26 protein-coding genes, 1 tRNA gene and 5 pseudogenes are annotated in these 25471 nt (G+C 68.4%); 15 read left to right on the forward strand and 17 right to left on the reverse strand.

From position 1 onward, the window contains the following. Positions 1 to 22: 22 nt before the first annotated feature. From ABD858_RS07130 to ABD858_RS07145, 4 genes and pseudogenes are all read right to left on the reverse strand, one after another. Positions 23 to 412 carry a twitching motility protein PilT gene (locus tag ABD858_RS07130; RefSeq protein WP_345035300.1) on the reverse strand — a complete coding sequence of 130 codons (390 nt, stop codon included), beginning with the start codon at positions 410 to 412 and terminating at the stop codon, positions 23 to 25. Next, positions 409 to 684: a hypothetical protein gene (locus ABD858_RS07135; protein ID WP_345035301.1), complete on the reverse strand. Its 276-nt coding sequence runs from the start codon at positions 682 to 684 to the stop codon at positions 409 to 411. Before ABD858_RS07135 ends, ABD858_RS07130 begins: the two co-directional genes overlap by 4 nt. A 23-nt stretch (positions 685 to 707) precedes the next feature. Continuing rightward, the gene (locus ABD858_RS07140) at positions 708 to 1730 is read right to left on the reverse strand and encodes a hypothetical protein (protein WP_345035302.1); all 1023 of its coding nucleotides are present in this window, start codon (positions 1728 to 1730) and stop codon (positions 708 to 710) included. Between the two features lie 217 nt (positions 1731 to 1947). After that, positions 1948 to 2112: pseudogene (locus ABD858_RS07145) on the reverse strand (DUF397 domain-containing protein); the annotation flags it as partial. Between the two features lie 17 nt (positions 2113 to 2129). On the opposite strand from ABD858_RS07145, the gene ABD858_RS07150 reads away from it, so the two are divergent. Continuing rightward, on the forward strand, positions 2130 to 2633 hold the full coding sequence (locus ABD858_RS07150) for an acyl-CoA-like ligand-binding transcription factor (protein WP_345035303.1): 504 nt from the start codon (positions 2130 to 2132) through the stop codon (positions 2631 to 2633). 102 nt (positions 2634 to 2735) lie between these two features. Here ABD858_RS07150 and ABD858_RS07155 read toward each other — a convergent pair whose 3' ends face one another. Together ABD858_RS07155 and ABD858_RS07160 are read right to left on the reverse strand one after the other, a co-directional pair. Then, entirely contained in the window at positions 2736 to 3533 is a 798-nt protein-coding gene (locus ABD858_RS07155) for a bestrophin-like domain (RefSeq protein WP_345035304.1), read from the reverse strand. Positions 3534 to 3634: 101 nt separating this feature from the next. After that, positions 3635 to 4703: pseudogene (locus tag ABD858_RS07160) on the reverse strand (IS701 family transposase). A gap of 285 nt (positions 4704 to 4988) precedes the next feature. Between ABD858_RS07160 and ABD858_RS07165 the strand changes: the two are divergent. From ABD858_RS07165 to ABD858_RS07175, 3 genes are all read left to right on the forward strand, one after another. Then, positions 4989 to 5549 (forward strand): HAD family hydrolase, encoded by a 561-nt coding sequence (locus ABD858_RS07165; protein WP_345035305.1) that lies wholly within the window; start codon positions 4989 to 4991, stop codon positions 5547 to 5549. A gap of 173 nt (positions 5550 to 5722) precedes the next feature. Next, positions 5723 to 6379, forward strand: a complete 657-nt coding sequence (locus ABD858_RS07170) for a hypothetical protein (protein ID WP_345035306.1) — start codon at positions 5723 to 5725, stop codon at positions 6377 to 6379. 57 nt (positions 6380 to 6436) lie between these two features. Continuing rightward, a complete protein-coding gene (locus tag ABD858_RS07175; RefSeq protein WP_345035308.1) occupies positions 6437 to 6952 on the forward strand; it encodes an NUDIX hydrolase in 516 nt (171 codons plus the stop codon). 17 nt (positions 6953 to 6969) lie between these two features. On the opposite strand, the gene ABD858_RS07180 is transcribed toward ABD858_RS07175, so the two are convergent. Further along, the gene (locus ABD858_RS07180; protein ID WP_345035309.1) at positions 6970 to 7986 is read right to left on the reverse strand and encodes a 1-aminocyclopropane-1-carboxylate deaminase; all 1017 of its coding nucleotides are present in this window, start codon (positions 7984 to 7986) and stop codon (positions 6970 to 6972) included. Positions 7987 to 8021: 35 nt separating this feature from the next. Continuing rightward, complete coding sequence (locus ABD858_RS07185; protein WP_345035310.1) at positions 8022 to 8666, reverse strand: GntR family transcriptional regulator; 645 nt, start codon at positions 8664 to 8666, stop codon at positions 8022 to 8024. 247 nt (positions 8667 to 8913) lie between these two features. On the opposite strand from ABD858_RS07185, the gene ABD858_RS07190 reads away from it, so the two are divergent. Continuing rightward, positions 8914 to 9387, forward strand: a complete 474-nt coding sequence (locus ABD858_RS07190; RefSeq protein ID WP_345044320.1) for a nucleotidyltransferase family protein — start codon at positions 8914 to 8916, stop codon at positions 9385 to 9387. 214 nt (positions 9388 to 9601) lie between these two features. Here ABD858_RS07190 and ABD858_RS07195 read toward each other — a convergent pair. Continuing rightward, positions 9602 to 9829 (reverse strand): annotated as a pseudogene (locus ABD858_RS07195) (hypothetical protein); the annotation flags it as partial. Here ABD858_RS07195 and ABD858_RS07200 point away from each other — a divergent pair. Continuing rightward, a pseudogene (locus ABD858_RS07200) lies at positions 9824 to 10090 on the forward strand (site-specific integrase); the annotation flags it as partial. The pseudogenes ABD858_RS07195 and ABD858_RS07200 overlap by 6 nt on opposite strands. Positions 10091 to 10158: 68 nt before the next feature. On the opposite strand, the gene ABD858_RS07205 reads toward ABD858_RS07200, so the two are convergent. After that, positions 10159 to 10575 (reverse strand): YkvA family protein, encoded by a 417-nt coding sequence (locus ABD858_RS07205; protein ID WP_345035312.1) that lies wholly within the window; start codon positions 10573 to 10575, stop codon positions 10159 to 10161. A 21-nt stretch (positions 10576 to 10596) separates the two neighbouring features. Beyond that, a complete protein-coding gene (locus ABD858_RS07210) occupies positions 10597 to 11226 on the reverse strand; it encodes a Chromate resistance protein ChrB (protein WP_345035313.1) in 630 nt (209 codons plus the stop codon). 258 nt (positions 11227 to 11484) lie between these two features. On the opposite strand from ABD858_RS07210, the gene ABD858_RS07215 reads away from it, so the two are divergent. From ABD858_RS07215 to ABD858_RS07235, 5 genes are all read left to right on the forward strand, one after another. Beyond that, complete coding sequence (locus tag ABD858_RS07215) at positions 11485 to 13065, forward strand: IS1182 family transposase (protein ID WP_345044323.1); 1581 nt, start codon at positions 11485 to 11487, stop codon at positions 13063 to 13065. Positions 13066 to 13192: 127 nt separating this feature from the next. Beyond that, positions 13193 to 13528 carry a hypothetical protein gene (locus ABD858_RS07220; protein ID WP_345035315.1) on the forward strand — a complete coding sequence of 112 codons (336 nt, stop codon included), beginning with the start codon at positions 13193 to 13195 and terminating at the stop codon, positions 13526 to 13528. Then, the gene (locus tag ABD858_RS07225; RefSeq protein WP_345035316.1) at positions 13525 to 13971 is read left to right on the forward strand and encodes a MerR family transcriptional regulator; all 447 of its coding nucleotides are present in this window, start codon (positions 13525 to 13527) and stop codon (positions 13969 to 13971) included. Before ABD858_RS07220 ends, ABD858_RS07225 begins: the two co-directional genes overlap by 4 nt. Beyond that, positions 13952 to 14266, forward strand: a complete 315-nt coding sequence (locus tag ABD858_RS07230; RefSeq protein ID WP_345035317.1) for a hypothetical protein — start codon at positions 13952 to 13954, stop codon at positions 14264 to 14266. The genes ABD858_RS07225 and ABD858_RS07230 overlap by 20 nt, the downstream gene beginning before the upstream one ends. A gap of 11 nt (positions 14267 to 14277) precedes the next feature. Then, positions 14278 to 14613 carry a YnfA family protein gene (locus ABD858_RS07235; RefSeq protein WP_345035318.1) on the forward strand — a complete coding sequence of 112 codons (336 nt, stop codon included), beginning with the start codon at positions 14278 to 14280 and terminating at the stop codon, positions 14611 to 14613. 125 nt (positions 14614 to 14738) lie between these two features. Here the strand turns inward: ABD858_RS07235 and ABD858_RS07240 are convergent. Further along, a pseudogene (locus ABD858_RS07240) lies at positions 14739 to 14975 on the reverse strand (Tn3 family transposase); the annotation flags it as partial. On the opposite strand from ABD858_RS07240, the gene ABD858_RS07245 reads away from it, so the two are divergent. The 3 genes from ABD858_RS07245 (at position 14899) to ABD858_RS07255 (ending at position 17516) form a co-directional block, all read left to right on the forward strand. Then, entirely contained in the window at positions 14899 to 15066 is a 168-nt protein-coding gene (locus ABD858_RS07245) for a hypothetical protein (protein WP_345045089.1), read from the forward strand. The pseudogene ABD858_RS07240 and the gene ABD858_RS07245 sit on opposite strands and share 77 nt — an antisense overlap. Positions 15067 to 15249: 183 nt before the next feature. Beyond that, positions 15250 to 16956, forward strand: a complete 1707-nt coding sequence (locus tag ABD858_RS07250) for an aldehyde dehydrogenase family protein (RefSeq protein WP_345035320.1) — start codon at positions 15250 to 15252, stop codon at positions 16954 to 16956. Then, positions 16953 to 17516 (forward strand): EF-hand domain-containing protein, encoded by a 564-nt coding sequence (locus ABD858_RS07255; protein ID WP_345035321.1) that lies wholly within the window; start codon positions 16953 to 16955, stop codon positions 17514 to 17516. The genes ABD858_RS07250 and ABD858_RS07255 overlap by 4 nt, the downstream gene beginning before the upstream one ends. A gap of 311 nt (positions 17517 to 17827) precedes the next feature. Here the strand turns inward: ABD858_RS07255 and ABD858_RS07260 are convergent, their stop codons facing one another. Next, positions 17828 to 18232 carry a hypothetical protein gene (locus tag ABD858_RS07260; protein WP_345035322.1) on the reverse strand — a complete coding sequence of 135 codons (405 nt, stop codon included), beginning with the start codon at positions 18230 to 18232 and terminating at the stop codon, positions 17828 to 17830. A 21-nt stretch (positions 18233 to 18253) separates the two neighbouring features. Then, a complete protein-coding gene (locus ABD858_RS07265; RefSeq protein ID WP_345035323.1) occupies positions 18254 to 18517 on the reverse strand; it encodes a hypothetical protein in 264 nt (87 codons plus the stop codon). 749 nt (positions 18518 to 19266) lie between these two features. On the opposite strand from ABD858_RS07265, the gene ABD858_RS07270 reads away from it, so the two are divergent. After that, entirely contained in the window at positions 19267 to 20973 is a 1707-nt protein-coding gene (locus ABD858_RS07270; RefSeq protein WP_345035324.1) for a calcineurin-like phosphoesterase C-terminal domain-containing protein, read from the forward strand. A 511-nt stretch (positions 20974 to 21484) separates the two neighbouring features. Here the strand turns inward: ABD858_RS07270 and ABD858_RS07275 are convergent. The 3 genes from ABD858_RS07275 to ABD858_RS07285 form a co-directional block, all read right to left on the reverse strand. Further along, on the reverse strand, positions 21485 to 23074 hold the full coding sequence (locus ABD858_RS07275; RefSeq protein ID WP_345035326.1) for a TROVE domain-containing protein: 1590 nt from the start codon (positions 23072 to 23074) through the stop codon (positions 21485 to 21487). A 346-nt stretch (positions 23075 to 23420) separates the two neighbouring features. After that, positions 23421 to 23486, reverse strand: a tRNA-Met gene (locus tag ABD858_RS07280). A gap of 78 nt (positions 23487 to 23564) precedes the next feature. Continuing rightward, a complete protein-coding gene (locus tag ABD858_RS07285) occupies positions 23565 to 24980 on the reverse strand; it encodes an alkaline phosphatase PhoX (protein WP_345035327.1) in 1416 nt (471 codons plus the stop codon). Positions 24981 to 25471 lie beyond the last annotated feature (491 nt).

The raw sequence follows: 25471 nt of genomic DNA on the forward strand, positions 1-25471 counted from the left end.
ATCGCAGGCTGCACTGCCGACCTCACGGGCGCTCGACCTTGATGTGCTTGCGGTTGGCGCATTCGGTCAGTGCCCGGATGTCGCCGAGGTCGTCGGTGAGGATCGGCGCGTCCTCGTACGCCATGGAGGCCAGCACCACACTCGCGTCGACCACATCCGAGCTGCCGTTCTTCTGGACGAGCGCTGCCGCCGCCTTCGCGAGCGGCTCGGTGAGCGGCAGTACGAGGCAAGGGCGCAGCACCCGGTGCAGCACGGCCGCCCTGGGCCGCTCGTCCCAGCACTGCGCAAGGACCCCGGCCGGGACGATCGGCCTGACATCCGAGGCAAGAAACGCGTCGTGCTGGGCAAGGAAGCGCCGGTCGTTCTTCACCGCGGCGATAAGGGCGCCTGCGTCATACACGACGTAACTCATGCGGAACGGGCCTGCCCCTCTTCCCAGCCCATAAGGTCGGCCACGCGGGCGCGGGCGGCAGCTTGCTCCTCTTCAGTGAACATGCCATGCGCCTCCTGGTACTCCACCATGGCCTCACGCCCCTCGCGGATGGCCCGCCTCCGGTCCAGGAAGTCCGCCAATGCCTGGCTGACCACGGCGGAAATCTGCTCATCCCCCGCTTCGGCGTACTCCCTGAGCGCCTTGCCGAGCTCGACGTCCAAACTCACGCTGAACTTCACCTTCTCCGCCATATTCCAACTGTAATACGCAATGCTCACGCAAGCCGCCTAGGTGCGATTCCCGCCGCGATCCTGGCCTGGTCGGCTCGGAAGGCGTAGTCCACGCGATCCTGGATGGGGACCGATCGGAAGGTGTCGGCGACCGGACCGCCGGTCTTCCGCTCCTCCCGCGCCTTCAGCGCCTTGGCCGCCGTCACCCCGAGCCAGGCGACCTGCTCCACGTCCGCCTTCATGTCCTCACGGCAGTCGAGGCACAACCCTCGGATGAGCTGCGTCGTCGTCTCGGGCGCCTCGCAGACGGAGCAGAGCATCACGACGCGGGTGACACGGCCACGGACGGGGGTCGACTCGGGAGGCATCTTGTTCTCCAGTCGGGTACGGGCGATCGCGCCGGGACTGTGCAGCGGGTGCGGCAGCCCGGCGGTCAGCGTGCGGGTGAGGTGATCGGGGGTCGCCCCGCGCGCCAGCCACTCGGCGGCCAGCGGTTCGAGCGCTGCGCACTCGGCGGCGGACAGAGTCATGCGCGGCTCGGTACGCCCGAGGCCGGCCAGGAGGTTGTACGCGTCCGAGCGCTCGGGCTGGGGCTCGGGGTCAGGGACGGAAGTACGTTCCGGTTCGCACACGCGGGCGAGTCCGCCCGCGCGCCGGTGCACGGTGACGTCCACGCCGTGAATGCTGCGGACGAACTCGTCCCACCACTCCTCGTCCCGCGGCGTACGGGACCAGTACGTCCTGGTGACCCAGCGCATCGAGGAGTCCCCCAGCGTCAAGTGCTCCTTGATATGACGCAGATGACCGGCGTCCGTGAGATTCCTGAAGGCGCTGAGGCAGGCCTGCTGGCCGTACTCGAGTTCCCCGGCGAGCACCTTGTGTCCCATGGCCGAGCCCTCGGGCAGGCGGTCGATGAACGCGGCAACCGACGCCTCCCTCTTGGGCAGGTGTGCGAAGTCGCCTGCGGTGGGCGGGGATTGGTCGGGAGCGAGCCGCTTTCCGTAGCCGGGATTGGCCATGGGGTGGGCGGAAGCGGGGAGGGCAGGGCTAGAGTCGATGTCAGCCACGATCGAAGAGTCCATTCGATCCGTAGGTCAGACCCCGGTTGGTGTTGGTAGCACCGCCGGGGTCGTTTGCTTGCTGACGCGAACGCTAGAGCGCGACTACTTTCCGATGCAAGTCGATCACAATAAGTCATATTTGCTGGCGTGCGAGGGAAGCTGGATGGGTGGGTGGTTCACACCCCACCACCCAAACCTTGGTGAAGAGCTCGGGACTCGGAGCTCAAGCTCCGGGCCGACCAGCGGCGAAGCCGATGAATGCCGACCAGGCGTCGGCGCGGACCGTCAGCCCGGGACTCGCGGCGAGCTTCGAGTCCCGGACATGGACGGAGGTGGGGCAGGCGGCGACCTCGACGCATGCGCTCCCCTCGGTGTCGCTGTGCGTGGATTTGCGCCAGGCCCATCGTGGACGCGATTGTGAACTGCCTCAGCGGCCCGATGGGCGAGACGCTGGATCACGACCGCGAGGAACTGCTGCTGCGCAGCCGGATCACCTTCGCGGACCCCGCGCTCCAGGCCCGCTCGGTGGCCGAGCAGGAGCGCAGCGAGAAAGCCATTGCCGCGATCACCGCCGAGCGCACCGGGCGGAACGCGGCAGACCTTGAGGTCAAGTGCGCCGCCGCCCTCATCGCCGTGTTCACCACGCTCGTACGGCACTGGGTCGAGGGCGACGGCAAGGAGAACCTGGCGGCGCTGTACGAACGCCATCTGCCGATGCTGTCGCGCGGGGTTGGACTTCTAGCCAGTGGCTCGGCTCGGATGGTTGACCTGGTAATTGATCCGCCGTCCGTTGCCCGGCAGGCTGCCTCCAAGGGTCGATCTTGGAGATGGTCGTGGGGCGCCGTCCGGGCCGCGAACGAGCTTCGCCGTCGGCGCACTGATCGCGTCCGCCGCCTAGAAGACCGGTGAAGATCTTGCTCCGACCGCCCGACTCGCCCCGGATTGCCAGTAAATGTCAATCGCCATGAACCGGTGCAAGCCGGGCGCGATTCCAAGATCCCCAGGACACTCCTAGGACCCGCCTTCGAAGAAGCCGGACTTCAGGTCCCCGATGACGACGTCGAGTGGATGCCCACTCACGGTGAACGGTCCACTCCAGGGCGCGGTGAGTGCGAAGAACAACGCCAGGCTCAGCCCGACCACACTCGCAACGCCCAGGACGAGCAGTGACGTTCGCAGGCTGCTGCGGAAGATGAGTGCGCCTGCGTTCACGATCAAAGCCAGTCCGGCGGCCATAAGCGTGACGACGTAGAGCGCGGGTGCTTCGCGCGAGGCAGCCGCGATGCGCGCGCGACGACTACTGGTGACGCTGTCCAGGGAAACCAGCAGCTCCGTGCCCGCTGGGGTTCCCAGCTCGGGCCGGGCCGCCTCGGCACGCACGCTCCGCTCCAGCCGTGCGATCGCGCGAGCGGTGGCCGGGTCGTCACCGGACGCCGCTGCCGCACCCTTCCATTCCCTGGCACGCGTGGCCTGCAGGTAGTCCAACAGTGCCGAATGGATCGGCTCCGGCTGGACTCGCGGACTTGTCGCCGACCACGCCAAGCGGGAGGCTGCGGCCGCCTCGTCGCTCACCAACCCCTCTGCTGCGCGCAGGTAGCCGGCCTCGCTGGCCAGTGAGAGTGCCGCAAAGATCGCGAAGGCAGCGCCGAGTGTAGGCATCAGGGGCATGGCGATCTGGTGCACCCGATCCTGTTCCCCGACCGGTACGAGCGCCCGGACGCCGACCCGCGCCACGGCCGCGACCAGTAGGGCAAGGAAGAGCCAGCCCACAACCAAGACCACCGTCGGCAGCGAGGCCAACCAGTTCACCACATCACCTACAGCGCGTTCCCACGAGCGTCACACGGCGACGACACATCGCCGTGTGACCTGGAGCTCCTCGTCGATCACCTTCAACGAACGCTCCATGATCACAGGTCGAAGACCTCCGATGCTCGCGACGCCCGGCACGGCACCTCGCTTCGTTGGCCAATCAGCCGAGTACGGCCCAGTACGACGCTGTTCGGCCGCCTTGGCCCTTCAGCCGTGCCATCGCGGCGAGGAGTTCGTTGCCGCCCTGCGATTGAGACCGAGATCGGACACAGGCCGGTATCCCAGCTGCCCGGTGAAGAGATCCACGATCTGCTGACGGGTATTCGCCAGGCCGGGACGGCCCCAGCCCAGGCCCAGCTGGGCCGGCGCCTTCGCGTGACGGACCGGCGGTGCGCTTCCGGGACGGGGCCGGGGTGTACGTGCTGCACGGTGTGCACTCTCGGCACATGGTTGACTCCATCCGATGCCGGATACCGCTCCCTTCGGCTGGCTGTGCGCGTCAGAGCATGGGAGAACCGGGGCCTGCGTTGGTGGAGCGAGCGTGATCGATCAGACGCGACGGCAAGCACGTAGCCGACCCCGCGCGCTTCCAGCGCGGCCCGCAGCTTCGGGTTGCCGCCGTAGACCTCGTCGCCTGCGACCCAGCTCACGCGGTGCCCGGCGTCCAGGAACCGACCGATCATGCGGACAGCCAGCTCCGGTTTGGTGGCGAAGACGGTTTGGTCGCCGAGTCCGGCGGCCCGGCAGCGGTCCGGGGGGGGTCCACGAGCGTGGTACGTACAGCTCGCGGTCCACCGCCGCGCGCCCGCGGCGGCCCGCGTAGACGAGGTAGACGGCGACCTGCGCGTTTTCGATCCTCCCGGCGGTGCCGGTGTACTGGCGCTGGACACCGACGGTGTGCGTGCCCATTTTCACGTCCCCGGTCTCGTCGACCACCAGCACCGCATTCTCGTCGCCCAGATGCTCCAGCACGCACTCACGCACGCGGTCGGCATCCCACCTGGCCCGGCCGGGCAGGTGCTGCATGCCGTCCGGACTCGCCTCCCCGGCCCACTCGGCGATCGACCAGCAGTTCTCGCGCGGCAGGTCCGATAGCAGTCCCAGCACCAAGTCCCGTACCCGGCGCCTGGGTTCAACCCGCTCGAAGCGGCCCGCTATCTGGCCCATCAGGGCCTCGAACGCCTCCTGTCAGCGGGCAGGATCTACGCTGTGGCTCGCGGCCACCGCACTGTCTTGAAGAGTCCACACACCTCATCAAGATCACTCGGTGGCGATCCTGTTCCGCGACGAACGACGAGATCACGGAGTCCTGCTGGTACTGGAGCCTGGACCCGATGGATCCCGAGCCGAAGATTGCCGGACACCGGCAATGCGCAGAGGCCCGCCACGCATGCATGCTGATGTCTGCCGACAGAAACGGGGGTGCCAGTGGAAGCAACCACAACCCGCAGCGTGGCGCGTGCACGCATGAGTTCGGGCCTGGCGGTGACGGTCCTTCTGCTACCTTTCGGCGGCTACGGGCTGGCCAGGGCGGGGGTAGTCCCCGAAGGCGCACCGATCGCGCTCGGCCTGCTGTCCGTGATCGCCAGCTCCGTCCTGCTACCGGCACTGTGCGAGGAGCGAGCCCCGTTCCGGCACTCATCGTCGCACCTGACTGCGCACACCTTGACCGGCGAACGGTCCGTCGACCTCGACCGGATCACCACCGTCCGGCTGCTGACGACCTTTTCGTACGGCAGCGCGTACCGGACCCTGTCGGTGCGCGACGCCCACGGTGTGCGCCTGGGTATCACGACCGAGAGAAGCCGCAGGAAGCTGCGCCGAGCGATCGAGAAGGCGGACGCGAACGCGGCGCGAGGTGTCCCCAGGCCCCGCGTGAGCCATGCGGCCCGGGCACATCTCGGCCTTGCCCCAAGGCGAGCGCTCGTCGTTCACACGATTCTCTCCTTTCTGCTTCTGACGGTGTCCGGGAGCCTGTACATGGTTGCTGTACTCCGACTCGGCGGGCAGTAAGCCTTCCCCCGTAATGACTGGTGAGCCCCCATGGCCACTACCACGACGACTCAACTCGTGATCACGATCTACGGCTGGAGTACTAGGCTGAAAGTGTTGCGGCCGAGCGGAGCCCGGTGAGCGCGGTTACGGCCGCCACTTACATACTGGCCGTCGTTGTGAGGAGAGGGAGCATGCTTCACAAGCACCGTCTCGCATTGTTCGTGCCGCTCATCTTGTCATTCGGGCTTTCTTCGGGTGCGGCAGCGGGGGAATTGGCCGCCCGGAGCCCGATGCCCGGCTCGGAGGTGACTGCCTCTCCGGCCGAATGCAACAACCCGCAAACACTGGACGAAGACGGCCGAGCCTATTGTCAGGGATATTCGACGGGATATCGCGAGGGGTTGGGGTGCTACCCCAAGAAAAAGCCCTATTCAGCGGTTGAAGGCTGGGCTCACGCGGCGAGAGCATGGAACAAGGGTTATCTTGCCGGATATGACGACGGGCTCAAAAAGTCCCCCTGTGCGCCATTGACACCCACATACACAACTCCGAGGATTGATGCGAACTCGAAGATTGTCGAAAAGTCTCGGATCATTCAGAACCGTGTGGTGGAATTCTCGAAACTGAACACGGTCGATTACTTCGCGCAAGGGCGGCAGGACGGCGAGAAGGGCGGGGCGCTATCCGCCCAGTCGTGGTTCAACGCACACGGCTGCGTAGAGGACCGGCCACAAACCCCTCCGGGGGACTACGCGGGCCAGGGTGCGGAAGACTACAACCGAGGCTTCCAGGAAGGGTGGCTGGCCGGCTTCAACGCCGAATACGCACGGCTCTGCCCTGCCGGCTGATGCGTGTGGCAACGGCCGGCATCCGCGCTGTCAGACCCCATTGGCACCGTGGACCCCATGAGTGAACTGGTGGAACGAGTCAACGAGCACGACCGGGTGCTGGCGGTGGTGGACCGGCGGGAGGCGATACGGAACAAGTGGCTGCACCGGATCGCGACGACCGTGTGTCGTGACGCGCAGGGCCGCATCCTGGTGCACCGCCGCTCCGAGGGCGTGTCGCGCTTCCCCGGGCAGTACAACTGGCTGATCGGCGGGGCCGTGGACATCGGAGAGTCCTACGAGGACGCGGCTGCCCGGGAGCTCGCCGAGGAGCTGGGCGTCCGGCCGCCGGTACGGTTCGTGTTCAAGTTCCTGTGCCGGGGCGCTATCAGTCCGTACTGGCTCGGTGTGCACGAGGCCGTCGTCACAGAGGACATCGTCCCCGATCCGGCCGAAATAGCCTGGCACGCCTGGCTCACCGAGGCCGAGCTGCGGGACGCGCTGCAGCGTTGGCCCTTTGTTCCTGATGGCGTGGACGTCCTGCAGCAGTGTCTGGACAGAAGGCGCCACGGGTCAGCTCGTCCGGTGAGCTGACCCGCCACGCCCCGCCGTCAGAACAGCGCGCTGTATGCGTTGAGGGCCGGCTGGCCGCCCAGGTGGGCATAAAGGACCGTCGCGTCGCGGGCGATCTCGCCGCGCGACACCAGGTCGATCAGGCCCGCCATGGACTTCCCCTCGTACACCGGGTCCGTCACCATGCCCTCGGTACGGGCCGCGAGCCGCATCGCCTCCAGCGTCGCCTCGTCCGGGATGCCGTACGTACCCGCGTGGTAGCGGTCGTCCAACTCAACGTCCGAAGCGGTCAGTTCACGTCGCACACCGATCAGTGACGCGGTGGCCCGGGCGATGCGGCTGATCTGGTCATGGGTACGGGCCGGCTCCGCGGAGGCGTCGATGCCGATGATCCGCCGCGGGCGGGCGCCCGCCTCCTCCAGGGCGGCGAAGCCGGCCACCATCCCGGCCTGGGTGGAGCCGGTGACCGAGCAGACGACGACGGTGTCGAAGAAGACGCCCGACTCCCGTTCCTGTGCGGCCACTTCGTACGCCCAGTTGGCGAAGCCCAGGCCGCCGAGGCGGTGGTCGGAGGCACCGGCCGGGATGGGGTAGGGCTTTCCCCCGGCGGCCTCCACCTCGCGGAGGGCGGCTTCCCAGCTCTCCTTGAAACCGATGCCGAATCCGGCGCGTACGAGCCGTACGTCCGCGCCCGCGAGCCTGCTGATCAGGATGTTGCCCACCTTGTCGTAAACCGCGTCCGGCCAGTCGACCCAGCTCTCCTGCACGAGCACGCACTTGAGTCCGGCGCGGGCGGCCACCGCGGCCACCTGGCGGGTGTGGTTCGACTGCACCCCGCCGATCGACACCAGGGTGTCGCAGCCCTGCGCGAGAGCGTCGGCGACGAGGTACTCCAGCTTGCGGGTCTTGTTGCCGCCGTACGCGATACCGGAGTTGCAGTCCTCGCGCTTGGCCCAGACCGAGGCTCCGCCGAGGTGACGGGTCAGCCGCTCGAGCGGATGGACCGGTGACGGGCCGAACAGCAGGGGATAGCGGTCGAAATCGGTGATCGGCATTCGCTCTCCTGGGATTTCAGACGTCGGCTGGGATTTCAGTCGTCGGCGAGCTCCTCGAGCGCCCGCCAGATCTCCGTGGTCACGCGCACCGCCGCGTCGGGGTCCCCGGCGGCACAGGCATCGATGAGCCGGTCGTGCAGTGCCGCCGAGCCGCAGCTGCCCGCGTCGCCGAAGAGGCGGCGCTCCAGGCGGCGGATCAGCGGGGTGTAACGCGCGATCGTCGCGGCGGCGGCGTGGTTGCCGCCGACTCGTACGAGTACGTCGTGCAGCTCGTCATCGGCCCGCAGTGCCGCGTCGACGTCACCGCCGCCCACCGCACGGGCGAAGCGCTCATTGGCCAGGCGCATCGCCTCGATGTGCTCGCGCCCGAGCCTCGGCACAGCTGTACGCGCCGCCAGCTCATGCATGGCCCGCACCACGGCCGCTGCGTCACGGACGTCCTGCGCCACGAGCCGCGTCACTCGTGTGTAGCTCTGCGGCTTGGATTCGACGAGCCCCTCGTCCACGAGCCGGGCCAGCGCCTCGCGCACCGGCGCACGCGAGAGCCCCAGCCGCTCGGCGAGATCCGCGTCCCGCACGGGCTCACCGGGCGGGAGATCCCCGCGCACGATGGCGTCACGCAGGGCCTCGTACGCCCTGTCACGCAGCAGAGTGCGGCCCACCGGCCGGAGCGCGTTCATGGACTGACATGTTAGATGTCAGCTCCCCGCCCGGACAGAGCACACGCATGGTCAGTTGCACGCCGGGCAGTGTGATCGTGAGTCAGGCCATGAAGAGATCGGGATGCGGGCACCGCTCCACCGGCTCATCAGGCCGGTCTGCCCAGTTCCACCACACATGCCGTTCGCGGCAGCCCCACACAGTGCGGCAGGCCCTCTTGCCGCCGTCCGCCCGTTGACAGAGAGCACATGCGCCGAACTTCATCGGCTGGTCGCACTGTGGGCACGTTGGTACGGCCTCGGACGGCACGGCGACGTCTTCTGCTTCGACGGTGGCGATCTCTCCTGGGAGGCGGAGGACGCTGTGATCAAGGCTGGGCGGGACGTCTTTGCCGGCCAGCCTGCAGAGGTTGAGATCCGGAACGAGGCATGGGTTCACCTCTGGTACGAGGACAAGTTCAAAGTGGCGTGTCCGCCGTATGAGTCCACCGAGGCGGCAATCGACAGTTTCACCGCGACGACGTGCTGTCCGGGAGTGCGTGTGGAGACGGACGGCCGGTGGCGTGTGTATGCGCCGCATGGGCTGTCGGACGTTTTCAACCTCGTCGTCCGGCCGAACCCGGTGCTTGCCCCGCGGTCGGTGTATGAGGCCAAGACGGCGCAATGGCGGGAGCAATGGCCCGAGTTCACTGTGTTGGAGCGGCCCGCCGCGAGCATTACGACGATCTCGTCCGTCGGCTGATCCCGGCTGCGTAGGCGCACCAGTCTCCGGCGGCGGCTCGCTGCCACTTGACGGCAAGGGACCGCAGCTGGCCCATGGTGCGCGGGCCGATGCCGCCGGTGCCGCCCAGGATGCGGTAGCCCACGTCTTGCTCCTTGCTGCTCATACGGGCTCGGGCTCTCCTACCCGTCGCATTCCAGGAGTTGAAGTGTGCTCGAGACCAAGAGCCGACGTGCGGAGCCCCGTACCAGCACCACTTGGTGAGTCCCTCCCGACCGGGGAGTTCCGCACGGCCCGTGACCCACAGCAGGGTGGGCCGGCGGTCGGTGTCGGTGGGAGCGTCGGGGAAGAGGCGGTGCAGCACCCGGCCGCAGAGGTCCGCGGGCGGGTTCCAGTCGAGGCCCAGGCCCTCGGCCATCTCGTGCGTGTGCACCAGGGTCTCGACAACGCCCATCGCACCGGCTTCGCCCGGCTGTCGTACGGGCAGGCCCGCGCGCTGCTGGACGAGCACACCGCGGTACGCGGGCCCGGGACAGGCTGGGATCTGCACGAGTACCGGCACTCCTCCCTGACCCACATCGGCGAGGCGGGGGCGAGTCTGCTGATGCTGATGGCGAAGTCCCGGCACAAGAAGCCGGAGAACGTCCGCCGCTACTTCAAGCCCTCGCCGGAGGCCATTGCGGAGCTGCCCAGTCTGCTGGCGCCCGGCGACACCCGGCGTTGAGCCACCCCGGACCTGAAGCGGTACCCCGCTGATGTGGGTGCGTCATTGGTGGCTCCGGTTGGGCACGGCTACTGCGGGATGCCTGCGCGCGTGAGACCAGCCAAGCGGGACAGAGCGGCGAAACCGTCCTCGGTGCCCGGCCAGTGGGCGCGCACCGCATCGATTCCCGCTCGCCGTACGGCACTGCGCAGGACGAAGGCGACGATGATCGCGTCATCCGCGTAACCGATGACAGGCAAGAAGTCAGGGATCAGGTCGATCGGGCTGGCCAGGTAGACCATCAGCAGCGCCAGACGCACCCGCACCCCGCGCGGTATCGCCTTGTCTGCGGCGAGCCGCTTGAGCAGCCGCAGCAGGTCAGGCAGCAGCCGTATCGCCTCGCTCAGCAAGGCGCCCTTGGGGCGGATGAGCAACAAGGCGATCAGCAGCGCCAGCCAGGCGAACAGCAGGCCGGCGCCGATCCCGATCAGAATGTCCCACCACATGCGCGTCTTCCTTACGTCGTTTCAGTCCAGTGCGCGCAACCGCGCCGAGCCAGGCAATTCCCGACCAGGCCCGGCCTGGTCGGGCTCACGGGACGGGCCGGTCTCGGCGGCGAGGGCCGCGTCCTCGAACGCCGCCAGCGCCGCGCGGCAGCGTTCCACCGCCTCCCGGGCCGCCTGACCGCCCTCGGCTGCGAAGTAGTCACGCGACGCGATCTTCGCCAGCCACTTCTCGAACCGTTCCAGGTCCGCCTCGGACTCCTCCACCTCCGCGTAGTTGGCCCGCCCCCGTTCGGTCTCCCTCTCCAACTCCGCCAGCAATTCCGGGGCGCGCTCGACGACCTCGGCGTACTCCACATCCCGCGCCGCGTTGAAATCGGCGATCAGCTCGGCGTACTCCTGCGCGTCTTCCACCGCGACTGTCAGCAGGCGGGCACTGCCTCCGTCGCTGCGCACCGAGGCCAGCAGGCGCTGGACCTGGCGGCGGACCGGTTCGCGGTCGGGGAGCAGGCACACCGACTGCTGCAGATACGCAGCACCCAACAACCGCAGCTTGCGCCACACCCTCACCCGGGTTGCCGTCGGAGCCTCGGCCGTACTCGCCGAGACCAGCAGAAACCGCTCGGGCTCGTGCCCAGACACTTCGGCGCTCATGTAACGACCGTAACATCAGCCAGGAACGCAGAGAACTCGCCCCTTTGGCTGCCGATGGTGGGCGACGCCCTGGCATCGAGGCGGGGAACGTCTGCCGGCCCTGCAAGCCGGAGGTCCGTACGGGATCCCTGCTCATCCCAGGCCATGCCCGACGCTGAGCCAGCGGCCGGGCTTGCAATCGGTACCTAGAAGACTCATGAAGATCTTGGGTTCTGGCCCCGCCGCGTGAGCGGCGGGGCCAGACTCTTTCTCGTGGTGATGGGGGAATGGGCCGGGGAGACGGTCGGGCCGGATGTGTGGGAGACCTGCCGGGAGTTGATCCCGGCAGGCAGTGTGTTCGCGTTCCTGGCCGAGCATCGCGGCGCGCTGTTCCCGGCGGAGACGTTCGAGGACATGTACCCGTCGGCGAACGGGCGGCCGAGCATGCCGCCGCAGATCCTGGCCGCGGCGATCACGCTGCAGGCCCTTAACGGGCTGTCGGACTTCGAGACGGTCCAGGAGTTGCGGTGTGACCTGAGGTGGAAGGCCGCGTGCGGGCTGGGCCTGCACGACATGGCGTTCGATCCGTCGCTGCTGGCCTACTTCCGGCGCCGGCTGGCCCGCTCGGTGCGGCCGAACCGTGTCTTCGAGACGGTGCGCGAGGTGGTGAAGGCCACCGGTGTCCTCAAGGGCAAGCACCGGCGGGCGCTGGACTCCACGGTGCTGGACGATGCGGTCGCCACCCAGGACACCGTCACCCAGATCATCGCCGCCGTCCGCGCGGTAATTCGCGAGGTCCCCGGGGCCGCTGAGGTGGCAGCCGTGCAGTGCACCGCGCATGACTACAGCGACCCGGGCAAACCAAGGATCGCCTGGAATGACGAGCAGGCCCGCGCCACGCTTGTTGATGCCCTGGTCAGTGACGCGCTCAGGCTGCTCGGGCATCTGCCCGAGCAGGAGCTGGGCGAGAAGGCCGCGAATGCCGTCGGCATCCTGGCCCTGGTCGCCGGGCAAGACGTCGAACCCGCCGAGGACTCCGACGGCCGCGACGGGCGCTGGCGCATCACCCGTGGCACCGCGCAGGACCGGATGGTCTCCACCGTCGACCCCGAGGCCCGGCACATCCACAAAACCCGCACCCACCAGCAAGACGGCTTCAAGGCCCACCTGGCCATCGAGCCCGAGACCGGGTTATACACCGCCGTCGCCCTGCGGCCCGGCAGTGGCCCAGAGCACCACGAGGCCACCGTCGGCCTGGACCTTCTCGCCGAGGAGGACGGGCCGGTGGACGCCTTCGGCGACACCGCCTACTCCACCGGCGATGCCCGCCAGGCCCTCGAAGACGCAGGGCACCGGCTGTTCCTCAAGCCCGCCCCGCTACGGGCGGCCGTCCCCGGCGGCTTCACCCTGGACGACTTCGCCATCGACACCGCCGCCGCCACGGTGACCTGCCCCGCTGGACACACGGTCCCCCTGTCAGACCCCGGCGGACAGCACCACCAGCGCAAGGCGGCCTTCGGGAAACTGTGCGCCGGATGTCCCCTGCGCGAGCGGTGCACCAAGGCCAAGGCCGGCCGCATCCTGACCATCCGCCCACACCACGACCTGCTCGCAGCCGCCCGCCGCCAGGCCGCTACCGACCCCGACTGGCAAGCCGACTACCGCCGCTGGAGACCACCGGTCGAACGCGCCGTCGCCTGGCTCGTCCACCACGGCAACCGCAAACTCCGCTACCGCGGAACCATCGCCAACGACACCTGGCTCCACACCCGAGCCGCCGCCCTCAACCTCCGCCGACTGATCAACCTCGGACTCACCCGCACCGGCGACACCTGGCACCTCGCCCCGGCCACCGGATGACCAGAAGGGCCGCCCGGCCTCCGGCCGGACAGCCCCTCAACAAGATCTTCATGAGTCTTCTACTAGGTACAGGTTTACCGTCGGAGGTGTCCCCACCACCGGGGACGTGATGACGGGAGTGAGCGCGATGAGTGATCTTGCGTGGGTGCCGCAGTCCTGCACGCTACCCACCGAGGAACGGCCCCTGCGGGTCGCCGAGTGGGATGCGCTGTTCGCCGAGCGTCTCACCTCGCTGTCCCGGCCCCAGCCACTCCACCTACGCCTTGACCTGGCAGGCGGAGAGGGCGTCGAGGACCGGGTTCGTGACCTGGTGGAGCGCGAGAGCGGGTGCTGCTCGTTCTTCACCTTCACCACCATCCCCGGCAAGGACCTGATCCGGCTGGACATCTCTGTGGACCAGGTCCACGAGGCGGTCCTGGACGCCCTTACTGCACGGACCGCTGCCGCCCGGGAGCAGCGGTGAGCACGGGCCTGCGCAGCGGGCAGGTCGCCGAGGCGGCCGGGGTGAACATCCAGACGCTGCGCTACTACGAGCGGCGCGGCCTGCTGGCCGAGCCGGAACGCAGCAATGGCGGTCACCGCCTGTACGGCGAGGACGCGGTGACCGCGCTGCGGGTGATCAAGGCCGCCCGGCGGCTAGGGTTCACGCTGGAGGAGGTCGCTGAACTCCTGGAGGCCGGCTGCCACCGGCACAGCCGCCCCGTCGCGGGCCTCCAGGAGCGGGCCGCGGCCAAGCTCGCCGAGGTCGACGCGAAGATCGCCGACCTGACCACTATCCGCACCGCCCTGGCCGCCGCCATGGAGGCGGGCTGCGACGACCTGACCGTCTGCGCCGCCAGCGACTGCTGCCCCATCCCCTTCACCGACCTCGCCGAGGAGAACCGCCATGCCGAACCCTGCTGCTGACCCCCGTCCCCAGCGCGCCCCGAAGGCGCTCGGGGGCCTGGCCGCGCTGGCCTGCGTGGCGTGCTGCGCGCTGCCCGTCCTGATCACGGCGGGAGTCGTCGGCGCCGGTGCGGGGGCGGTGGTGGGCTGGCTGCCCGCCCTCGCCGTCGTCCTGGCCGCGGCTGCCGCCGGAACCTGGTGGCTGGGCCAGCGCCGCCGCTCCTGCTCCTGCGCACCGAAGACCGCAGGTGAGGGTGGGTGCGGCTGCAAGGCGTCCGGTGACCCGCTGAAGATCACGGGCACGGGCCGCCGGTAGGGTCAGCCGGTATGGCCGTCGCGCGTTCCGTTGCCCTGTTCGTCGTCGCCGCCCTCTTCGAGATCGGCGGCGCCTGGCTGGTCTGGCAGGGCATCCGCGAGCACAAGGGCTGGATCTGGATCGGCGCCGGCGTCATCGCCCTCGGCCTCTACGGCGTCGTGGCGACCTTCCAGTCCGACGACAACTTCGGCCGCATCCTCGCCGCGTATGGCGGGATCTTCGTGGCCGGGTCGATCGCCTGGGGCATGGTCGCCGACGGCTACCGGCCCGACCGCTTCGACGTCATCGGCGCCCTGGTCTGCCTCGTGGGCATGGCCGTGATCATGTACGCGCCCCGCAGTCACTGACCTCACTGGGCGGCGGGCTGGTCAGTGGTCGCCGGAGAAGATCTCCCGGACCTCACGCAGGGCGGAGTAACCCAGCACGTACCCGGCAAGCGGGTCGGCCCACCACAGGCCGGCGAGAGAGTTCAGGAGCAGTCGGCGATCCTGGGTGAGAACTGGTAGCCGCAGATCGCGAACAGGCCAAAGACAATGTCGGAGTACGACCCGGTGTCCGTGATGACGGCCTCCGGCTTCGGCCCACCGTCGCGGGCGTGGATGGCGTCCAGGATGAACAGCGAGTCGCGCAACGTGCCCGGCACGACCACCCCGCCCAGCCCCATCATCTGGTCGTTTACCACGTTCAGCAGGTGGCGCCCTGAGGCGTACGGAAAGGCCAGCCGGCCTGGCCAGGGCCTGCGCCCGCTGCGCGACCCGGACGCGCCCGGACTGGACGAGTACGACGACGGCGAGGAGTGAGCACGAGGGGGCTGCTCCGGTCCCGGGGATGCCGGCGGTGACGAGGGCGGGCCCCTGGGTGATCGACTTGCCTCTACCACATTCAGTCACGGCACCTCCCAGTCGCAGAAGAATGCCCCTCGATCGCAGTATAAAGAGGGAAAAGTTCACTCAGAATCACAGACGGCCTGAAGTATGTGGGGTGTGAACAGCTCTAGTGGTGCTGCGCGGCTCGAATTCCCGGTCCTGCTGGCCGGGGTGCCTGTTCCTGGCGAAAGCTGGGTGCACTGGCCCGCCAGTAGCGCGACGCTGTACGACACCTATGAGGTCCTCGCGCTCAAGGCACGCCTGGACCACGCGCGGGAAAAGCCCGAGGATCACACGGATCCCCGGCTGGCCGGGCGGGTAGCACGCTCCACGGGTGATCAGGCTCTGACCGCGCTCTCCTGCGCACGCCAGGCTCAACCGGTCTGGGCGCGCGTCCCCCTCGACCGGCGGCTGGACTTCGTCCGCGCGTTCCACCGCCTCCTACGCGAACAGGCCGAACAATTCGTGTCGGTCCTGATCGCGGAAGGCAACCCGGTGCGCGTGGCGCAGTGGGCTCTGTCCGCCGCGCTGAACATCACCCACCCCGACACAGTCGAGCACGCACGCGAACTCATGGTGTGGGAGGACCGGCGGGAAGGCCGGCTGGTACGGCTGGTGCGCAAACCCGACGGAGTGGTGTGCCTTGACCCGGCCCGCAACGCCCCGATGCTCACCGCCGTGGCCGGGATCCTCACCCTCGCGGCCGGCAACGCCCTGGTAGTCAACGCTCCGCCCACGGTCCCGCTGAGCACCGCGTTCCTCTTCCACGAACTCGTCGCCCCCCTCCTGACACAGCACGCTGCGCCGCCCGGCACGCTGAGCGTTCTCTGTGCGCCGGCACGCCCGATGCTGCGCACCTGGCTCGCCTCGCCCCACTGCGACGACATCTTCTTCTTCGGCGGTGCCAGCCAAGGAGCGGAACTGACCCGGTCGTGCCTGGAAGCGGGCAAGAAACCGATCATGGAGCTGGCCGGGAACGACGCCCTGATGGTGTGGCGGGACGCCGACCTCGACCAAGCGGTCGAAGCGGCCATGGAGCGCTACCTCGGCTCGGGCCAGCTGTGTTTCGCACCCAAATTCGCCCTGCTCCACCCCTCCATTGCCGAGGAGTTCACCGAACGGCTGCACCGCCGGGTGGCCGCGTTGCGCGTGGGCCCGCCCGAGAACCCCGAAATCGTACTCACTCCCGTCATCAAACGTTCCCAGTTCAAAGAGGTCCTCCAAGATGCCGTCGACAAGGGAGCCGAACTCCTCTGCGGAGGCGCCCTGGTCGACGTACACGGCCAGCCCTCTCTCAGAGGTCCCTTCCTCACCCCGGCCCTGGTCCGAGTCCGCGGGCTGGGGCCCGCAGCCACCATGCAGGCAGTGACAGAGGAAACATTCTTCCCCCTGATGTGCGTCGTAGTGGCCGACAGCCCCGTCTCCGCCGGTGACGACGCGCTGCTGGACTCCATGCTCGCCTTCGTCAACGCCAACCGGTACGGACTGCGCAACTCGCTCTGGGCACGCGACGCGCATGTCATCGACCGCTTCGCCGACGAGGTCAGCAACGGCGGCGTACTGAAGGTCAACGACAGCCACATCGGCACCCTGCCCGTCCTACCCGTCATCGGCGGCACAGGACTCTCTGGCGGAGTCTTCGGCGAGGCCAACATCCCCTTCCTGCGCACCACCCGACTGCAGGGCATCAGCATCGGCTCACACATCGCTGCGCCTTTCGACCATCTCGCCGCTGCCGGTTTCCAGTCGGCACACGCAACTAACCGCCCCGCTCCCATGGATTTGCCGGAACAGTCCGGCATCACGCGAAAGGCCAACCTATGACCCCGCTTTCGGGCACTCCCCTGCTGCACCGCAAGATCGACCTCTGCTTCCGGCACTTCGACACGGACGACAGCGGCTCCATCGACCGCGAAGACCTCCTGACCCTCGGCGCGCAACTGCTCTCGCGGTTCGGTGAGCCGGCGACCTCGCCGAAGGGCACGGCCCTGATGGACGGGATGTCCCGTTTCTGGGAGGCCCTCGTCCGCGTTGCCGACCAGGACGGCGACGGGCGCCTCTCGCCCGAGGAGTACCGCGCCTGCATGACGGGTGCCTTCGTCGACTCGCCCGAGGGCTTCGACACCTCCTTCCGCCCGCTGGCCGACGCGGTGTGCGCACTGCTGGACACCGACGGGGATGGCGAGGTGGACGAGAAGGAGTTCGCAGCCTGGCAGGAAGTGTTCCGGACCGCCCCGGAAGACAGGGCCGCTGCCTTCCAGAAGCTGGACATCGACAGCAACGGCAAACTGAGCGTCGACGAGCTACTCGCCGCCATCCGCCAGTACTACGTGAGCCCCGACGCGGACGCGGCCGGAAATTGGCTCTACGGCTCAGTGGCCTAATCCAGGACCGAGGGCCGGCTCCGCGGGATGCCGCCGGTCCTCGAACCCCGCAGCCTTTTCGGGCGCCGACGTCGCCTGACTCCGCCCGCGCAACTGCCGACGCCCGGCCGGGCAACAGATTCCGGCCGGGCGTCGGCTTTCGTTGCGATGTTCCTCAGCCCCCGTGAGGCCCGTGGGTTCAGGGGAACTGAAGGCTTGTCGGCGGGAACCCGAGGGTCCGGTGTCCTGATTCCCGGGTGTAGCCCCTTGGGTTTGTGTGAACCCGCGTGTGTGATCTCGCTGATGTGGGGGTGTTCGTGTCGTTACTCGGTTCACGCTTCATCGCGGTGGGTGAGGTGGCCGTCGGTGAGTCGCCAGTAGTGCTGGTGATCGGTCAGCTGCCAGGTCTCGTCGGCGGCGATGGCCTGCGTGATCCATTCGTGGAGTTGCGGGAGGGCATGCGCCCGTAGAACAGCGCGGGTGGCAGCACGTTCAGTGGCATCGACCGGGTGGACGTCTATGCGGAAGCCGACCATGTCCGGGTGAATGCCGAGGCCGTAGTTGCTGGGGTTCGGAGCGACCCATGCAGCTCCCAGGACGATGGTTCCACTGTCGTGCCCGGTGAGGAACCCCAGGTCCGTGACGCGGGTCATGTAAGGGCCGAGGCACTCGTTGATGTCGGTGGTGGTCAGGGGCCAGGCACGGTGCCGGGGCAGTCTTCGATTTCGTGCGGACATGGCAGGCAGAATGGCAGAAGGTCACTGTGGGCCCCCAGAGGCGTTCTGTTCGGCAGCCGTTTCCAGGAGCTGGCGGGCGGAGTCCGCGTAGCGCATCGCCGTCTTCTCGTCGAGCCCGAACACCTCGGCGAGGTGGAGCGGATCGGGCCCGTGGGTCAGGGCTTCTTCGAGTTGCCGGTCGACGCGGAGCCGCTCCAGCGTCGCATCCTGCCCGCGCATCGCGGCGCTGATCCGGTGGTTGCTGGCGCGGCTGGTCTTGGTGGCGGTCTGGTTGTTGATCAGCAAGTGAAGATTCGCGGTGTTCGGCCACCGGACCCTGCTGAGGCTCGCGCGAGAACGAACCCGGACAGCACGTCGGTCTCGAACCGCTCCAGCTCCTCCGCCGACGCGGACGCCCAGTGCTCACGCAGGTCCCGTACGACCGCCAACGCAGCCAACCCGAGCCTCCTCGCCTTCAGTCCGACTGCGGATCAGTCGGACTGAAGGCGAGGAGGCTTCAAGAATCCCGAAGTTACGTCACAAGCCCGCAGAGCACCCGAAGGAGAAAGAACCCCCTGGTCACGGCGTTGGGGACTCAGCCGGGCTCAGGGGAACTCACGGGATGTCGCACACTTCGGTGTCCAACGACGGTTGCTGCGGTCCGAGTTGGACCGCGCAGGGAAACAGGTCTCGACGAGATGCTCCGCTGTTTCCCAGCAGCCGCAGTCAAGTGCCCAGGATCCCGCGTGCTGTCACTGTGTCACCGAATACCGCCGGTGCGCATAACCCGAGCCGTTGACATTCTCCGCACCAGGACGGTGAGTTCACCCGTCTGAGGAATGCCGTTCACCCCAAAGGGTGAATCTCAAGTGCTCGACGGTTCGACCTTACGAGCCGACCAGACAGGAGAGACAGTGGCAGCACAGAGAAGTACGGCGCTGAGCAGATCGTCCCGGAAGCCACTCCGCAGGGGCATCGGTCTCGCCGTAGCCACAGCGATAGTGACCGCGGTGGCCTCGACCAGTGCCGCCCATGCGACGGGTCAGGGGCATGGCGTGACCGTGACCGACAAGGCGCCCACGTCGGTCAACTGGACCGAGTCGGCCTACCGCGGCTCGGTCGAGGTCGTCCGCGGGGCCGACGACACCCCTGACGTGCTCAACGGAGTCGTGTTCAACGACCGCAACCGCAACTCGAAGCGGGATGCCGACGAGCCCGGTATCGAGGGCGTCGTCGTCTCCAATGGGCGCGACGTCGTCATGACCGGCGACGACGGTCGCTACGCGTTGCCCGCCTACGACAACATGGTCGTATTCGTCACGCAGCCCCGCGGGTACCAGGTTCCGGTCGACGAGAACAACTTCGCGCAGTTCTCCTACATTCATCTGCCCGAGGGATCGCCGCAGATGAAGTACCAGGGAATCCCCCCCACGGGCGATCTCCCGGAATCTGTCAACTTCCCGCTCACCAAGAGCCGGCTCACCCAGTCGCCGTGGCAGCAGTGCATTATCGGCGGTGACCCGCAGCCGCTGAATTCCGAGCAGGCCGGATACGCCCAGCTGGGTGCCTTCGCCGACCTGCAGAAGCGCACGGGATACGCGGGCTGTGGCGCCCTGTTCATGGGGGATGAAGCCAGCGACGACCTCTCCGTCTACGAAGATGTTCGTGAGCTCGTGGGCATGATCAACGGCCCCGCTCGTTTCCTGCCGGGAAATCACGACATCAATCTCGATGCGCCCAGCAATGGCCATGCCTTTGACACCTACCGTGCGACCTTCGGGCCCGAGTACTACTCGTACGACGTCGGCAAGGCACACTTCATCGCTCTCAACAACATCCGCTACAACACGGCTACGCACAAGGTCGCCTACGGCATCAGCGATCAGCAACTGGAGTGGCTGCGACGGGACATCGCGCAGGTACCCGAGGACAGTTTCATCGTTGTCGCAGCACACAGCCCCCTGCTCGACTTCCTGTGGCACACCTCGGCTCCGCAGCAGAACCTCAAGGGCATCTATCAGGCACTGGAGGGCCGGAAGGTCGTCGCGCTGGGGGGTCACACCCACGTCTCGGAGAATCTTCGCGCCGGCGACAAGATGCCCGGTTGGGTCAACAAGATCGGCAACAAGGGGCTCCCGTTCACACACCTGACCGTCCCGGCCATTGCGGGACAGTGGTTCAAGGGTGAACTGCTGCCCGGTGGCTACCCGACGGCGATGCAGCAGGACGGCACACCGCCCGGTGTCATGACGCTCGACATCAAGAACACTGACGTGTACGAGCGGTTCACCCCGGTCGGCGGAGACGACTCGGACCAGATGGCGCTCGGACTGAACACTCCGCGCTACCGCACCTGGTACGACCAGTACAAGGACAATCGTGTCGGCGCGCCGCAGCTCGACAAGCCCCTCGTCCTGTCGCGGGACGAGCTCGGCGATTCCTGGTTGACCACGAACTACTGGATGGGCTCCACGGGGTCCACCGTCGAGGTCTCCCTCGACGGGGCCGCGCCCGTCGAGGCTGTCCGCACCCAGCAACTGCAGGGTGAGAAGCGTTTCACCGGAGCGGCGTACTCAGACCCGGCGGCGGTCCTGACGCAGCTGTCCCACGGTGTGCGGCTGCTGGCCGACAGCACCATGCACCTGTGGCGTTATGACCTGCCGTCCGACCTCGCGGTAGGGACCCACACGGCTACGGTCACAGCGACCGACGTCTACGGACGTCAGTTCGTGGAGACGTTGACCTTCGAGGTCACCGAGTAACTCGTGCTGTGAAGCCTGCTTGATCGCCTGTGACGGACCTCGGAGTCCTGGGACCCCCGTTCCGGAAGGACGATGTCCGTCACCAAGGGAGGAGCATGCCGCAGAGCCCTGACCGAGGCGGAACGCGCCGGTGCGCTTGCTAACGGCTGCCGCTCACCGGCTTAGGCATACCCCCACGACCCGTAGGGCCGCGGCCGCCTGGCGGCGCCTCATGGCACACGGCGAGGGCGGGATCCGAAAGCCCCGCCCAACCCGCAAGTGCCCCGGCTCAGGGCCACACCAGACACACTGCTCCCCTCGGTTGGCCGGTCCGGCAGCCGATGGCGAGGCCCCGGACCAGTACGGTCCGGTCACCGGACGTGACGACGACCGGACGGCCGTCCAGCTGCACCGACTGCTCTGCAGCGCGAAACGTCAGTGCCCGATGGCAGGGATGTCCTGACGCGGTACGTGACCATGACACGGCGTAACCGGACCGGGGTGCACAGTGGCATCCCCGGTCCCGTCATCGTCAGACGTCTGCCTGCAGCCAGGGCCAGTCCGCGTTACGCCCGCTCTCCAGCAGGGTGACCATGCGGAAAGCCGCGTCCGTAAGGCCCCCGAACGTGTGGCGGTTACCGAAGCCCGACGGGCCGTGGCCGGCCCGGTAGCCCGCGAGGTTCCAGGTGTAGACCGGGACGTCCGCCGGGATCTGCTGGGTGGGGTTGCCCGCGTAGTGGTACGACGTCTGCTCGTCGGTGACGATCAGCACCCGGTCGTGCCCGCGGTAGTGCCGGCGTACCGCCTCCGTGGTGTTGGTGCCGCCGAGGTTGCCGAAGCGCTCCAGGACCTTCAGCACCGACTCGCCCTTGCTGTACTTCACCTCGGCGCTGCTGGTGCCGAACTGCACCAGGTCCGCGTCGGCCGCGCGCATCGCCACGGCCGCGCCAAAGACGGCAGCCGCGTCGGCACGGTTGAGCTCCGAACGGTCGGACAGCGGAGCCCACATGGAGCCCGAGCGGTCGACCAGGATCAGCGTCCGGCCGGGCAGCGCGGGGACGTTCGCCAGGGAGTGGCCGAGCGCCTTCTCCAGCGGGTACGCCCAGCGCAGCGACGGCGCGTGCTGGTACGCGGCGAGGTAGCGGAAGGGGAACTGGCGGGACTTCGCAACCGCTTCGGGGGCGGAGATCCTGGCCGCCACCTGGGCGGCGACCTCGTCCGAGACACCGGCCTGGTCGAAGTTCCTGAGGTTACGGGTCAGTGCCATCGCGCCCATGGAGGGGATCACCGCCTCCCACGCCGCCGCGTCCATCGGGCCTTGCAGCCAGCCCGCCAGCGCCTCCCAGGTCATACCGGCCTCGGCCAGGCGTTCCGCGCCGCCCGGTCCGGTGACGACGGCCCTGCGCTCCTCGACCGGCAGCGCCATCAGCGCGCGATGGGCGGTGAGGGTGCGGTTCGAGGCGGGCGGCACGGCCGTGTCCGGGTTGTGCCGGCGGTCGAGCGCGTAGCGGAACAGCTCGCCCTGCCACGGCTTGTCCGGGTCGGGCGTGGGGTGCACGAGGTTGAGGACGTCGCCGAAGCGGTAGCCCTTGGAGGCGGTGTCGTACTTCAGCAGCGACTTGCCGTTGTAGAGCCGGCGTACGACGTCGGCGATGCCGCGCTTGACCGGCTTGGGCACGTTGCGCCCGTACATCGAGGTCCAGTACGCGAGCAGTTCGCCTGGCTCGTCGGGGCGGCGCAGCACGGACGCGATGACCGCCCGGTTCGACGGGCCGTCGGTCGCGGAGGCGTCGAGGCGGGCCTTGACGTACTCGGCGGCGCCGACGAGCGAGGCGGTGCGCATGTTGGCGTCGCCGCGCAGCCAGCCGAGGAGGCCGGCGGTCCACTCGGAGTCCTCGACGGCGAGCTTGCGCACGAGCGTGGCGAAGCGGTCGTCGCGGTCGGAGCCGGACTCGTAGAAGGTCTGCTGCGTCACGAAGTTGGCGACGGCGAGCAGGAAGAGTTCGGAGCGGGCGTCACGGAGGTGCCCCTGTCCGCCCTGGTGCGTACGGGTCGTGCGCCCGGTCGTCGCCACGGGCGAGGTAGGCCGGCCCTTGGCCGCCTTGGTGTTGAAGCGTGCCATGTGTGAGTTCCCCCGAAATCCAGGGGGAAGCACGGCAGAGGAGAGCGCCCGAGATCGGAAGTCGGTGACGGTACAGGGACAGCTGCTCTACGCGCTTGAGCTACCGGCCGGAGCCGGGCGGGACTCGAACCCGCAACCCGCTGTTCAAGAAGTAACCGTTGCCTGCGCACCGGGCGCCCCCGAAGCCGCGCCTCCCGAGATCAAGTCCGGCAGCGGCGTGATCTTTGACAGAGAAGGAGCCGCGGCCGTCGCACCGGGAGGTGCGTAAAGCAAGGTGTCCAGAGATCGAAGTCGGCTGAACCACATGGTGCTCTGACCATCTGAGCTACACCGGTCCGAAACCGGTGACGGGACTCGAACCCGCGACCGCCCGATTATGAGTCGAAGTAGGTCCTGCCTTCGCACCTGGACATGGATGACTCTAGGCGGGCGGTCGTTCGGACGCCATGCAATTATTCGGGCAGCGCTGCTGTGGGCAGCGCGGCCCCGGTCAGCGCGGCTGGCGTCGCCACGGACCCGTGATCGCGAGCATGATGCCCGGGGTCTGGATGTTGGCGAACAGCGTGTCCCCGTCCGGGGAGAAGGTCACGCCGGTGAACTCGCTGTCGTTCAGCTCGTTGCGCGCGATCGGGTACGTGCGGCCGCGCTCCGTGGCGCCGAAGAGGTGCTGGGCTCCGTTTCCGTCCTCCGCGAGGATCAGGCCGCCGTAGGGCGAGACGGTGATGTTGTCGGGGCCGTCGAAGCCGGTGTCGTCGGTGTTCACGCCCAGCTGCACCTTCAGGGTGATGGTGCGGCGCTTGGGGTCGTAGAACCAGACCTGGCCGTCGTGCGGCGTGCCGGGGCTCTCCGCACGGGCGAACGACGACACGAAGTAGAAGCCGCCGTCGCCCCACCACATGCCCTCGAGCTTGCGGGCGCGGGTGACCTCGCCGTCCGCGAACTGCTTGCGCACCGAGACGGTCTGCGCGTCGCGGTCCGGTACGTCGACCCAGTCGACACCGTAGACCGTGCCGATCTTCGTGGCGCGCGAGAGGTCGTCGACGAAGAGGCCGGCCGAGTCGAAGCACTTGAACGCCTGAAGAACGCCCGCGTCGGCGGCGAGGGTACGCAGCTTTCCGCGCCCGTGCTCGAAGCCCTTCGGCGGAACCCAGCGGTAGAGCAGGCCGTTCGGGCCGGCGGCGTCCTCAGTCAGGTACACATCGCCGCGCTTGGGGTCGACGACGACGGCCTCGTGGGCGTAGCGGCCGAAGGCCTTGATGGGCTGGGGGTCCAGGTTGGCGCGTACGTCGTAGGGGTCGACCTCGAAGATGTAGCCGTGGTCCTTGGTCATGCCGTTCTGGCCGGCCCGGTTCTCGGTCTCCTCGCCGGTCAGCCAGGTGCCCCAGGGGGTGCTGCCGCCCGCGCAGTTGGTCGAGGTGCCGGCGATGCCGACCCACTCGGCGACCTCGCCGTGCTTGTGGACCTCGACGACCGTGCAGCCGCCGGGCGCGGCCGGGTCGTAGACCAGGCCCTCGGCGAGCGGCACGGGGTACTTCACCTTCGACCGCGGGCCCCCCAGCTCGTGGTTGTTGACGAGCAGGACCGCCCCGCGGCGGCCTTCGAAGGCGGCGGTGCCGTCGTGGTTGGAGGGGGTGGTCTCGCCGGACTCCAGCGTGGTGACACCGCTGTGCGTGATGACGCGGTACGAGAAGCCCTCGGGCAGGGCGAGGATGCCGGCAGCGTCGGGGAGGAGCGGCCCGTAGCCGAGCTCACGGCCCTTGCCGGACGCGGCCTCGACGGCCTCGGCGGGCTCGTCGGCGGCGAGGGCGCCCGGCGCGGTGGCAAGCGCGCCGACGGCCCCGGTGAGGGCGATGCCCGCGCCGGTGAGCGCGGACTGCCTGGTGAAGTCCCTGCGGGTGAGCGACATCGTGTTCTCCTGGTGGTGCCTATGGAGTGAGCTGGCGCCGCCACGCTGCCGCGCGGGTGTGAACGGATTCTGAACGCCACGGAATTAAGCGGGGTCCACTCGCGTGAACCTGCGCCGGCACTCCCCGTGTGACGGCCGCTCAGGGCGGCCCGCTCCTGCGTGGGCGACCGCACGGAGCCCGTCCGGCACGCGGAAGGGCGCAGACTCTCCGGCAGGTCGGCAACCCGGCCCTCCGGCACGCGGGAGGGCTAAGACTCCCCGTACGGCGACAAACCCGGCCCGTCCGGCGCCCGGGAGGGCGCAGACTCTCCGTAGGACGGCAACCCGGCCCTCCGGCACGCGGAAGGGCTAAGACTCCGCGTACTGCGACAAACCCAACCCGTCCTGGGGTCACCTCTGGGGGCACCCCCAGCGGCAGCTGGGGGAGGTAGCCGGGGAAGCTTGAGGACGGACGCACCGGCCCGCCCCCGACGTGGGCGGCCGCACCGGGC

Origin of the sequence: Streptomyces sannanensis, assembly GCF_039536205.1 — a bacterium.
GTDB lineage: Bacteria > Actinomycetota > Actinomycetes > Streptomycetales > Streptomycetaceae > Streptomyces > Streptomyces sannanensis.

What these genes read in the sequence shown, in the direction of transcription:
- ABD858_RS07130 (WP_345035300.1), bottom strand. Translation starts at nt 412, where the DNA reads ATGAGTTACGTCGTGTATGACGCAGGCGCCCTTATCGCCGCGGTGAAG.
- ABD858_RS07135 (WP_345035301.1), bottom strand. Translation starts at nt 684, where the DNA reads ATGGCGGAGAAGGTGAAGTTCAGCGTGAGTTTGGACGTCGAGCTCGGC.
- ABD858_RS07170 (WP_345035306.1), top strand. Translation starts at nt 5,723, where the DNA reads ATGCTTCACAAGCACCGTCTCGCATTGTTCGTGCCGCTCATCTTGTCA.
- ABD858_RS07175 (WP_345035308.1), top strand. Translation starts at nt 6,437, where the DNA reads ATGAGTGAACTGGTGGAACGAGTCAACGAGCACGACCGGGTGCTGGCG.
- ABD858_RS07180 (WP_345035309.1), bottom strand. Translation starts at nt 7,986, where the DNA reads ATGCCGATCACCGATTTCGACCGCTATCCCCTGCTGTTCGGCCCGTCA.
- ABD858_RS07185 (WP_345035310.1), bottom strand. Translation starts at nt 8,666, where the DNA reads ATGAACGCGCTCCGGCCGGTGGGCCGCACTCTGCTGCGTGACAGGGCG.
- ABD858_RS07205 (WP_345035312.1), bottom strand. Translation starts at nt 10,575, where the DNA reads ATGTGGTGGGACATTCTGATCGGGATCGGCGCCGGCCTGCTGTTCGCC.
- ABD858_RS07210 (WP_345035313.1), bottom strand. Translation starts at nt 11,226, where the DNA reads ATGAGCGCCGAAGTGTCTGGGCACGAGCCCGAGCGGTTTCTGCTGGTC.
- ABD858_RS07215 (WP_345044323.1), top strand. Translation starts at nt 11,485, where the DNA reads ATGGGGGAATGGGCCGGGGAGACGGTCGGGCCGGATGTGTGGGAGACC.
- ABD858_RS07220 (WP_345035315.1), top strand. Translation starts at nt 13,193, where the DNA reads ATGAGTGATCTTGCGTGGGTGCCGCAGTCCTGCACGCTACCCACCGAG.
- ABD858_RS07230 (WP_345035317.1), top strand. Translation starts at nt 13,952, where the DNA reads ATGCCGAACCCTGCTGCTGACCCCCGTCCCCAGCGCGCCCCGAAGGCG.
- ABD858_RS07235 (WP_345035318.1), top strand. Translation starts at nt 14,278, where the DNA reads ATGGCCGTCGCGCGTTCCGTTGCCCTGTTCGTCGTCGCCGCCCTCTTC.
- ABD858_RS07255 (WP_345035321.1), top strand. Translation starts at nt 16,953, where the DNA reads ATGACCCCGCTTTCGGGCACTCCCCTGCTGCACCGCAAGATCGACCTC.
- ABD858_RS07260 (WP_345035322.1), bottom strand. Translation starts at nt 18,232, where the DNA reads ATGTCCGCACGAAATCGAAGACTGCCCCGGCACCGTGCCTGGCCCCTG.
- ABD858_RS07275 (WP_345035326.1), bottom strand. Translation starts at nt 23,074, where the DNA reads ATGGCACGCTTCAACACCAAGGCGGCCAAGGGCCGGCCTACCTCGCCC.
- ABD858_RS07285 (WP_345035327.1), bottom strand. Translation starts at nt 24,980, where the DNA reads ATGTCGCTCACCCGCAGGGACTTCACCAGGCAGTCCGCGCTCACCGGC.